This window comes from Cedecea sp. P7760 (genome assembly GCF_013386425.1).
GTDB lineage: Bacteria > Pseudomonadota > Gammaproteobacteria > Enterobacterales > Enterobacteriaceae > Cedecea > Cedecea selenatireducens.
Map to the genome: position 1 here is coordinate 40802 of NZ_JACARU010000088.1, position 10327 is coordinate 51128.

Below are 10327 nucleotides of genomic sequence, written 5' to 3' on the forward strand. Positions count from 1 at the left end.
TACCACTAATCTAGCACATATCACATTTTTCGGCTCTCTGTTATGCTATGGTTATCTTAACCCATAGGCTATATGGAGCGAAAAATGAGAGTTCTGGTTACAGGTGGTAGCGGTTACATTGGAAGTCATACCTGCGTGCAGTTACTGCAAAACGGGCACGACGTAGTGATCCTCGACAACTTGTGCAACAGCAAGCGCAGCGTACTGCCGGAGATTGAACGCCTCGGCGGTAAGCACCCGCTTTTCATCGATGGCGATATTCGCGACGAAGCGCTGCTGGCAGAAATTTTCCACGATCATCGCATTGATGCCGTCATCCATTTTGCCGGCCTGAAAGCCGTCGGTGAATCGGTGAACAAGCCGCTGGAATACTACGATAACAACGTTACCGGCACGCTGCGCCTTATCACCGCTATGCGCGCAGCTAACGTAACTAACTTTATCTTCAGCTCCTCCGCCACCGTCTACGGCGATCAGCCCAAAATCCCTTATGTGGAAAGCTTCCCTACCGGTAAGCCTGCCAGCCCTTACGGCCAAAGCAAGCTGATGGTTGAGCAAATTCTTACCGACCTGCAGAAAGCACAGCCGAACTGGAGCGTGGCCTTACTGCGCTATTTCAACCCGGTTGGCGCACATCCGTCAGGCGACATGGGCGAAGATCCGCAAGGCATTCCTAACAACCTGATGCCTTACATTGCGCAGGTTGCCGTCGGCCGCCGCGACTCGCTGGCTATTTTTGGCAACGACTACCCAACCGAAGACGGTACTGGCGTGCGTGACTACATCCACGTGATGGATCTCGCCGACGGCCACGTCGCCGCTATGCAGGCGCTGAACGGTAAGCCTGGCGTCCATATTTACAACCTCGGCGCGGGCGTCGGCAGCAGCGTACTTGACGTTGTGAACGCGTTCAGCAAAGCCTGCGGCAAGCCGGTGAACTACCACTTTGCCCCGCGCCGCGATGGCGACCTGCCTGCCTACTGGGCAGACGCCACCAAAGCCGATAAAGAACTCAACTGGCGTGTCAGCCGTTCGCTGCAAGAGATGGCAGATGATACCTGGCGCTGGCAGTCACGCCACCCCCAAGGTTATGAAGACTAAGGATATGTGATGGAGCAGTTTAACCCGGTCGATCACCCGCATCGCCGCTATAACCCCCTGACGGGTCAATGGATTCTGGTTTCGCCACATCGGGCGAAGCGTCCCTGGCAGGGCGCACAGGAAACGCCAGCGCAAGACAAACTCCCGGAGCACGATCCGGACTGTTTCCTTTGCCCTGGCAACACGCGCGTCACCGGGGATAAAAACCCTGATTACGCCGGCACTTTCGTTTTTACCAACGATTTCGCCGCGCTGATGACGGACACGCCCGATGCGCCAGCCAGCCATGACCCACTGATGCGTTGCGAAAGCGCGCGGGGTACCAGCCGGGTTATCTGCTTCTCTCCCGACCACAGCAAAACGCTGCCGGAGCTCTCGCTTCCTGCTCTGGAAGAAGTGGTAAATACCTGGCAGCAGCAAACCGCAGAGCTGGGGCAGACATATCCGTGGGTTCAGGTCTTCGAGAATAAAGGCGCAGCAATGGGCTGCTCAAACCCACATCCTCACGGACAGGTTTGGGCGAACAGTTTTTTGCCTAACGAAGTTGCCCGTGAAGACGCTCTACAACGTGAATATTTCGCCCACCGGGGCACGCCTATGCTGCTGGATTACGTTCAGCGCGAACAGGCAGACGGCAGCCGCACCGTGGTTGAAACCGAACACTGGCTGGCCGTTGTCCCTTACTGGGCAGCCTGGCCATTCGAAACCCTGCTGCTGCCCAAAACGCAGGTATTACGTATCACCGACTTAAGCGCGGAACAAAGCGCTGACCTGGCGCTGGCGCTGAAAAAGCTCACCAGCCGCTATGACAACCTGTTCCAGTGCTCTTTCCCGTATTCCATGGGCTGGCACGGTGCGCCGTTTAACGGTGAAGACAACCAGCACTGGCAGCTTCATGCCCATTTCTATCCGCCGCTGCTGCGCAGCGCCACGGTGCGTAAATTTATGGTCGGCTACGAAATGCTGGCCGAAACGCAGCGCGATTTAACCGCAGAGCAAGCCGCAGAACGCTTGCGTGCCGTCAGTGATATCCATTTCCGCCAGTCAGGAGCGTTATTATGAGTCTGAAAGAGAACACCCAACGTCTGTTTGCTGCACAATTTGGCTACCAGGCAACCCACACCATTCAGGCTCCGGGCCGCGTTAACCTGATTGGCGAGCATACCGATTACAACGACGGTTTTGTCCTGCCCTGTGCCATCGATTATCAGACGGTTATCAGCTGTGCGAAACGTGATGACCGCACCGTGCGGGTGATTGCTGCCGATTATGACAACCAGCAGGACAGCTTCTCTCTGGATGCCCCTATCGTGAAGCACGAAACCCAGCAGTGGGCGAATTATGTCCGCGGCGTGGTGAAACATCTGCAGAAGCGCGATAACAACTTTTCCGGCGTGGATATGGTGATAAGCGGTGACGTGCCGCAAGGTGCCGGGCTAAGCTCTTCCGCGTCGCTGGAAGTAGCCGTGGGCAAAGTTATCCAACATCTTTACCACCTGCCGCTTGATGGCGCGCAGCTGGCGCTCAATGGCCAGGAAGCGGAGAACCAGTTTGTCGGTTGCAACTGCGGCATCATGGACCAGCTGATTTCCGCCCTTGGTAAAAAAGATCACGCGCTGCTGATCGACTGCCGCTCTCTCGGCACAAAAGCCGTTTCGATGCCAAAAGGCGCCGCGGTGGTGATCGTCAACAGCAACTTTAAGCGCACGCTGGTTGGCAGCGAATACAATACCCGCCGCGAACAGTGCGAAACCGGCGCTCGCTTCTTTAGCCAAAAAGCGCTGCGTGACGTCGACCTGGCAAAATTCAACGAAGTGGCGCATGAGCTGGATCCAATCGTTGCTAAACGCGTTCGTCACGTGCTGACCGAAAATATCCGTACTGTGGAAGCCGCTGACGCGCTGGCCAAAGGCGACCTTGTCCGAATGGGCCAGCTAATGGCCGAGTCACACGTCTCCATGCGCGATGACTTCGAAATTACCGTGCCACAAATCGACACCCTCGTGGACATCATCAAAGCCACGATTGGCGAGAAAGGCGGCGTACGCATGACCGGCGGCGGCTTTGGGGGCTGCATCGTCGCGCTGGTGCCAGAGGACCTGGTTCCGGCCGTTAAGCAGGCGGTAGAAGAGCAGTACGAAAACAAAACGGGCATTAAAGAAACGTTCTACGTTTGCAAAGCCTCCGAAGGAGCGGGTCAATGCTAAAAGAGACCCCGAATCTGGCGCCGGACGGCCAGCCGTTTCGTCTTATCACTCTGCGTAACGGCGCAGGGATGGTGGTTACGCTGATGGACTGGGGCGCGACCTTGCTCTCCTGCCGCGTGCCGCTAAAAGACGGCAGCATCCGGGAGACGCTGCTGGGCTGCGCTTCGCCGGAGCACTATCTGCAGCAAAGCGCCTTTATGGGCGCGACCGTCGGACGCTACGCTAACCGTATTGCGGGAGGGAAGCTCACCGTTGGCGGCGAGACGCTCCAGCTTGACGTTAACCAGGGCGAAAACCAGCTTCACGGCGGGCCGGAAGGCTTTGACAAGCGCCGCTGGCGTATTGCCGTTCAAAATGAGCAGGAAGTGATTTACGAACTGGACTCATGCGATGGCGACCAGGGTTTCCCCGGCAAACTGCACGCGACGGCCCGTTACGCCCTGACGGAAGATAACCGCATTAGCATCGAGCTTCGTGCCACCGTCGATAAGCCCTGCCCGGTCAACCTCACCAACCACGCCTACTTCAATCTGGACAGCGTTCAGAACGACGTTCGTCAGCATAAGCTTCAGCTGCTGGCCGACAGCTACCTGCCGGTTGAAGCGAACGGCTTACCCGCAGGTGACCTGAAAAAAGTTGGCGGCAGCAGCTTTGACTTCCGTGAGCCAAAACCCATCGGACAGGATTTTCTGAACGATGCCGATCAGCAGGCCACCAAAGGCTATGACCACGCTTTCCTGCTGCAGGCAAAAGGCGATCTCAGCCAGCCGGTGGCCCGGGTCTGGTCAGCGGACGGCGAGCTGGAAATGGTGGTCTATACGACGGCACCGGCGCTACAGTGCTATACAGGCAACTATCTGGCAGGCACGCCAGCGCGCGATCGGGAAAGCTACAGCGACTGGAATGGTGTGGCGCTGGAAAGCGGGTTCTTACCGGACAGCCCAAACCACCCGGAATGGCCGCAGCCGAGCTGCTGGCTAAAACCAACGGAAGCTTACCTCAGCATCACGGAATATCAGTTCCTGCCTCGCTAACGTTCATTGCCCTTTTCATTAAGGGCAATTTCTCGCCAAATCGCTGACTTTACCGCCAAATCACGCCAAAAATATAACAACCTTTTACAACCACCTTACACTCCACGCGCTTTTTCGCTATGTTAAACGTTTATCATTGCCGTGGCTTATGGCGCGGCAATATAATGATAATTGTTATCATTAATCCCAGGCTCATTAAGGAGTAAATCATGGCTGTTACAAAGCTGGTTCTGGTTCGTCACGGCGAAAGCCAGTGGAACAACGAAAACCGCTTCACCGGTTGGTATGATGTTGATCTGTCTGATAAAGGGCGTACCGAAGCTAAAGCTGCCGGTAAGCTGCTGAAGGACGAAGGCTTCACCTTCGACTTCGCTTACACGTCTGTGCTGAAACGTGCCATCCACACCCTGTGGAACATCCTCGATGAACTTGACCAGGCCTGGCTGCCGGTCGAGAAATCCTGGAAACTGAACGAGCGCCACTACGGTGCCCTGCAGGGTCTGAACAAAGCTGAAACCGCTGAAAAATACGGTGACGAGCAGGTTAAACAGTGGCGTCGTGGTTTTGCCATCACCCCACCTGAGCTGTCTAAAGACGACGAGCGCTTCCCAGGCCACGATCCACGTTACGCAAAACTGACCGACAGCGAGCTGCCAACCACCGAAAGCCTGGCGCTGACCATCGACCGCGTAACGCCGTTCTGGAATGAATCCATTCTGCCACGCATGAAATCCGGTGAGCGCGTTATCGTTGCGGCTCACGGCAACTCCCTGCGTGCGCTGGTAAAATATCTGGATAACCTGAGCGAAGATGAGATCCTCGAGCTGAATATCCCGACCGGCGTGCCGCTGGTTTATGAGTTTGATGAGAACTTCAAACCGCTGAAACGTTACTACCTGGGCAACGCTGACGAAATCGCAGCCAAGGCCGCAGCGGTAGCAAACCAGGGTAAAGCGAAGTAATTCGCCGCCCATAAAAAAAGGCGTGGTATGCACCACGCCTTTTTTATTGCTCAAATCAGGCCATTAGCCGCGACGAGCCTTTACCGCATCGGCAAGCTTGCGCAGCGCCACTTCGGTATCTTCCCAGCCAATGCAGGCATCGGTCACGCTTTTGCCGTAGACCAGCGGTTCACCGCTCTCCAGGTTTTGGTTACCTTCTACCAGATGGCTTTCAATCATCACGCCGATGATGGCCTTCTCGCCCCCGGCAATCTGGCCGCAAACGTCGTCAGAAACGTCCATCTGCTTTTTAAACTGTTTGCTGCTGTTTGCGTGACTGAAGTCGATCATCACCTGGGGCTCAAGACCTGCTTTAACCAGGCCAGACTTCACCTCTTCCACATGTTTCGCGCTGTAGTTAGGCTCTTTGCCCCCGCGCAGAATAATGTGGCAATCGCCGTTACCGCTGGTGTTGACGATGGCGGAGTGACCCCACTTCGTCACGGACAGGAAGCAGTGCGGTGCGCCTGCGGCATTGATGGCATCAATTGCCACTTTGATCGTACCGTCGGTGCCGTTTTTAAAGCCAACCGGGCAAGACAGGCCTGAGGCCAGCTCACGGTGAACCTGCGACTCGGTAGTACGCGCGCCGATTGCTCCCCAGCTCATCAGATCCGCAAGGTACTGCGGGGTTATCATATCAAGGAATTCCCCTGCAGCCGGCAGGCCAGAATCGTTGATATCCAGCAGCAGCTTGCGCGCGATGCGCAGACCATCGTTAATCTGGTAGCTGCTGTCCATATGCGGATCGTTAATCAGGCCTTTCCAGCCTACGGTTGTACGCGGCTTTTCAAAGTAAACACGCATAACCACTTCCAGCTCGCCCTGAAGCTCTTCACGCAGCGCCAGCAGGCGTGCGCCGTACTCTTTGGCAGCCTTCGTGTCGTGAATGGAGCAAGGGCCAATCACCACCAGCAGGCGATCGTCGCTGCCTTTAAGGATTTTGTGAATCGCTTTGCGGGCCTGAGAGACGGTGTGGGCAGCTTTTTCAGTGGCGGGGAATTTTTCCAGCAGCGCTACAGGGGGGAGAAGCTCGTTAATCTCTTTGATTCTTAAGTCGTCGTTCTGATAATTCATGATAGTTCCGGAGTCATCCTGATATTTTTCTTCGTTGCAATCCTTTCAATCTAACTCGCATAACCACAAGTGTAAACGGGCTTTTACACTTCTCACAGATTAATCCTGAAAACTCGAAAAAAACAGCGGAAACATGGCGAACACTCTCCTGCTAACTACACTTTCCAACTGTTAACGCTGAAAAATATTAAATTTTCAATATTGAATACTATTTTGAAAATTAAAGCCCGGTGCAGACTGCTGCCCTGCAGGATTTTTCAGCATTTTGCACTGCACTGTTGGACGAAGTTATCCAGCAATAACGACCAGAACAGGAGCACTATATGAAAAAATTAACCACGCTGCTACTAACCGCCACGCTGACCCTGGGCAGCGGAATCGTTTATGCCGCCGACTCAACGTCGAGCGCAAACAACGGGCAGGCAAACGCCAGCGCCGAAGCAGGCCAGGTCGCGCCTGACGCGCACCAGAAAGTTGCTCCAAACGGAGTAAGTAATGACAAAATCAACGGCTCTCACCATAAAATGAGCAAAAGCGAAGTGCATAAAAACAGTATGTGCAAAGATGGACGCTGCCCTGATACCAACAAAAAAGTTGAGACCGGCAGCGGACAAGACGTGAACAAGAAAGTCGACGGCACTTCGCAGTAATATCCCGATGAAAGAGAGTTGTAAGAGAGCCGGACGGCTCTCTTTTTTTATCAGCATCTTTCAACTAGTTGAAGCCAGGAAGCGGTTATAATTAGCTCACCGTGACTGATATTTGTGAGAGATTATGGCGCATTCACACCAACACACCCCCTCCGACAGTAACGCAAAACGCCTGTTGTTTGCCTTTCTTATCACGGCGATTTTCATGGTTGCCGAAGTTATCGGTGGCCTGCTTTCCGGCTCGCTTGCCCTGCTGGCCGACGCCGGACATATGCTAACCGATGCAGCCGCCCTGCTGTTTGCCCTGCTGGCCGTGCATTTTTCCCGTCGCCCGCCTGACGCCCGGCACACTTTTGGCCTGCTGCGCCTCACCACGCTCGCCGCATTTGTGAACGCTATTGCACTGGTGGTTATCACCATCCTGATCGTCTGGGAAGCGATTCAGCGCTTCTCAAACCCCCAACCAATTGCGGGCTGGGCGATGTTGACTATCGCCATCGCCGGACTGCTGGCGAACCTGGTCTCTTTCTGGATCCTGCACGGTGGCAGCGGCGAGAAAAATCTTAACGTCCGCGCGGCGGCACTCCATGTTCTTGGCGATTTATTGGGTTCAGTGGGGGCCATTGTGGCGGCGGTGGTGATTCTCTGGACTGGCTGGACACCTATCGATCCGATCCTCTCGGTGCTGGTTTCCTGCCTGGTATTGCGCAGCGCCTGGAGCCTGCTGAAAGAGAGCGTTAATGAACTGCTGGAAGGTGCACCGAGCGCCATTGATATTGCCGCTCTGAAACGTAATCTGTCACGCTCGATACCGGAAGTGCGTAACGTGCATCACGTCCATATCTGGCTGGTTGGAGAGAAACCGTTGATGACGCTGCATGTTCAGGTCGTACCGCCCCACGATCACGATGCCCTGCTGGAGCGTATACATCACTTTCTGGAGCACGAGTACCAGATAGAACATGCCACGGTACAGATGGAGTATCAGGTTTGCCATGGGCCAGACTGTGACCTGAACGAGCATGACCATCCTGCCGGCCATGCTCATCATCATCATTGATCAGGAGAAGGCGCGCGAGCCCGACTGCCGCGCGCTTTTAATCCACATCCGGCTACCGTTTAGCGCAATAAAGGTCAGGATGAGATATTCCAGCGACATCGCATAAACACCCTGCAGCGCAAAGATAACAACGCTTATCACATTGATGATTGTCCACAGCAGCCAGTTTTCCACATACTTACGCGTCATCAGGATCATGGCCACAATCGACAGCACCATCATGCATGAATCCCAGAAGGGGTAAGCATCCGGCTGGAGTTCTGGCAGGGTAACGTTCATTCCCAGGCTCTGCATCACGGTCACGGCAATCCGGGTGAGGAAAGCAAAGACCGGGTCGATGAATATCGTCATCAATCCAATCGACGCAATGATAATTACCAGCCAGGCAATAGCCTTAGGCAAGGGAAGCCAGCGGATTTGCAGTAACGACTGATTATTGCTGCTTTGCCGTGACCACGCATACCAGCCGTAAATATTCGCCACGAAAAAGAACAGCTGCAGCAGCAGGCTGGCGTAGAGCTGGATTTGAAAGAAAATGATGGCAAACAGCGTGACGTTGATTAGCCCGAAAGCGTAGTTCCCAATTTTCTCCAGGCTGGCAAGCCAGATGCAAAGCAAACCCGCCAGCGTCCCCACCGCCTCAATCCATGATAAGTCGTACCCGCCCGCCCCAATGGGAATGTGGACGAGAATATTCTGCGTGCTAAAAAAATCCATGTACTTCCCCAGAGCGTAATTATCTTACGCGTTGCCTTTTATCGTCCGACGTAACTCTGCCGCGAACTCGAGCATACGATTAAGCGGAACGAGAGCCCCTTCACGCAGCGCAGCGTCCACTTCTATGGTGTGCGCAGCGCCACCCTGCTCCAGTCCCTCAGCAATCGCTTTAAGCCCGTTCATTGCCATCCACGGACAATGTGCACAGCTGCGACAGGTTGCCCCTTCCCCTGCAGTAGGAGCCTCCAGCAACTCTTTATCCGGACACGCCTGCTGCATTTTATAAAATATCCCGCGATCCGTTGCCACAATCAGCTGCTGATGAGGCAGCGTTTTTGCCGCGTTAATCAGCTGGCTGGTCGAGCCCACGGCATCGGCCATATCAACCACCGCCTGCGGCGACTCAGGGTGTACCAATACGGCTGCATTAGGGTACAGCGCCTTCATGCGTGCCAGGGCCTGAGTTTTAAATTCATCATGAACAATACAGGCCCCCTGCCAGCACAGCACATCAGCCCCGGTCTGCTTTTGAACGTAGCCGCCAAGATGGCGATCGGGCGCCCAGATAATTTTTTCTCCCAGACTATCCAGATGTTCAATCAGCTCAACGGCAATACTGGACGTAACCACCCAGTCGGCCCGGGCCTTTACCGCCGCAGAGGTATTAGCATAGACGACGACGGTACGATCGGGGTGCTGGTCGCAGAACGCGTTGAATGCCTCAATCGGGCAGCCCAGATCCAATGAACACTCGGCATTGAGGGTTGGCATCAAAATTGTTTTCTCAGGGCTGAGGATTTTCGCCGTTTCCCCCATAAAACGAACGCCCGCCACCAGCAGCGTAGAAGCTGGATGGTTAGCGCCAAAGCGAGCCATCTCAAGCGAGTCAGAGATACAACCGCCCGTCTCTTCTGCGAGAGACTGGATTTCCGGGTCAGTGTAGTAGTGAGCCACCATCACCGCATTCCGCTCTTTGAGCAGGCGCTTAATTTTTTCACGATAGAACTGCTTTTCGTCCCCGCTTAGCGGAGCTGGTTTAGGTGGAAATGGATAAATCGCCGTTTCCGGATCAAATATTACGCTCATCATGCAATCTCGTTTTACTGACTTAACATAACAGGCCGTATTAAGCGTGATTTACGCTATTACCTGCATTCACTGTTTTATATGCTAAACAAAATAGCGAAATTTAATCAAAATGTCGTGAGGAATTGCCTGGTGCTGTGAGAGAAAAAGAAAATGAGGAAGGCTGTGTTTGATAAGCGTGATTTTTCAAATCGCAGATAGCAAAAAGGCGCCTTTAGGGCGCCTTTCTACATTGGTGGGTCGTGCAGGATGATTATCACCCTCTGGGCCGTTGTTATCACAACGTTGTTTCGCTTTCGCTCAACTCGAACCTGCTGCAGGCTCGAACCCTTCCCGAATCGCAGATAGCAAAAAGGCGCCTTTAGGGCGCCTTCCTACATTGGTGGGTCGTGCA

Annotated in this window: 10 protein-coding genes and 1 other RNA gene; 7 read left to right on the forward strand and 4 right to left on the reverse strand. The window is 54.4% G+C overall.

Annotated features, from left to right (window positions below):
- Positions 1-84 precede the first annotated feature (84 nt).
- The 5 genes from galE (at position 85) to gpmA (ending at position 5304) form a co-directional block, all read left to right on the forward strand.
- On the forward strand, positions 85-1101 hold the full coding sequence (gene galE, locus HX778_RS23645) for a UDP-glucose 4-epimerase GalE (RefSeq protein WP_038474527.1): 1017 nt from the start codon (positions 85-87) through the stop codon (positions 1099-1101).
- A 9-nt stretch (positions 1102-1110) separates the two neighbouring features.
- A complete protein-coding gene (gene galT / locus HX778_RS23650) occupies positions 1111-2163 on the forward strand; it encodes a galactose-1-phosphate uridylyltransferase (RefSeq protein ID WP_038474530.1) in 1053 nt (350 codons plus the stop codon).
- The gene (gene galK / locus HX778_RS23655) at positions 2160-3308 is read left to right on the forward strand and encodes a galactokinase (RefSeq protein WP_176983231.1); all 1149 of its coding nucleotides are present in this window, start codon (positions 2160-2162) and stop codon (positions 3306-3308) included. The genes galT and galK overlap by 4 nt, the downstream gene beginning before the upstream one ends.
- Entirely contained in the window at positions 3302-4342 is a 1041-nt protein-coding gene (gene galM, locus HX778_RS23660) for a galactose-1-epimerase (protein WP_038474535.1), read from the forward strand. The genes galK and galM overlap by 7 nt, the downstream gene beginning before the upstream one ends.
- Before the next feature lie 209 nt (positions 4343-4551).
- The gene (gpmA, locus tag HX778_RS23665) at positions 4552-5304 is read left to right on the forward strand and encodes a 2,3-diphosphoglycerate-dependent phosphoglycerate mutase (protein ID WP_008456186.1); all 753 of its coding nucleotides are present in this window, start codon (positions 4552-4554) and stop codon (positions 5302-5304) included.
- A 63-nt stretch (positions 5305-5367) separates the two neighbouring features.
- Here the strand turns inward: gpmA and aroG are convergent, their stop codons facing one another.
- Complete coding sequence (gene aroG, locus HX778_RS23670) at positions 5368-6420, reverse strand: 3-deoxy-7-phosphoheptulonate synthase AroG (protein WP_176983232.1); 1053 nt, start codon at positions 6418-6420, stop codon at positions 5368-5370.
- 323 nt (positions 6421-6743) lie between these two features.
- Between aroG and HX778_RS23675 the strand changes: the two genes are divergently transcribed.
- Together HX778_RS23675 and zitB are read left to right on the forward strand one after the other, a co-directional pair.
- Positions 6744-7070, forward strand: coding sequence for a YbgS-like family protein (locus HX778_RS23675; RefSeq protein ID WP_038474541.1), 327 nt, complete (start codon positions 6744-6746; stop codon positions 7068-7070).
- Positions 7071-7194: 124 nt separating this feature from the next.
- Complete coding sequence (zitB, locus tag HX778_RS23680; protein ID WP_176983233.1) at positions 7195-8130, forward strand: CDF family zinc transporter ZitB; 936 nt, start codon at positions 7195-7197, stop codon at positions 8128-8130.
- On the opposite strand, the gene pnuC is transcribed toward zitB, so the two are convergent.
- From pnuC to HX778_RS23695, 3 genes are all read right to left on the reverse strand, one after another.
- Positions 8131-8847: a nicotinamide riboside transporter PnuC gene (gene pnuC / locus HX778_RS23685; RefSeq protein ID WP_038474547.1), complete on the reverse strand. Its 717-nt coding sequence runs from the start codon at positions 8845-8847 to the stop codon at positions 8131-8133. It lies immediately after the preceding gene.
- Positions 8848-8871: 24 nt separating this feature from the next.
- Complete coding sequence (gene nadA / locus HX778_RS23690; RefSeq protein ID WP_176983235.1) at positions 8872-9933, reverse strand: quinolinate synthase NadA; 1062 nt, start codon at positions 9931-9933, stop codon at positions 8872-8874.
- A gap of 233 nt (positions 9934-10166) precedes the next feature.
- Positions 10167-10282, reverse strand: a non-coding RNA gene (locus tag HX778_RS23695) — RtT sRNA.
- Positions 10283-10327 lie beyond the last annotated feature (45 nt).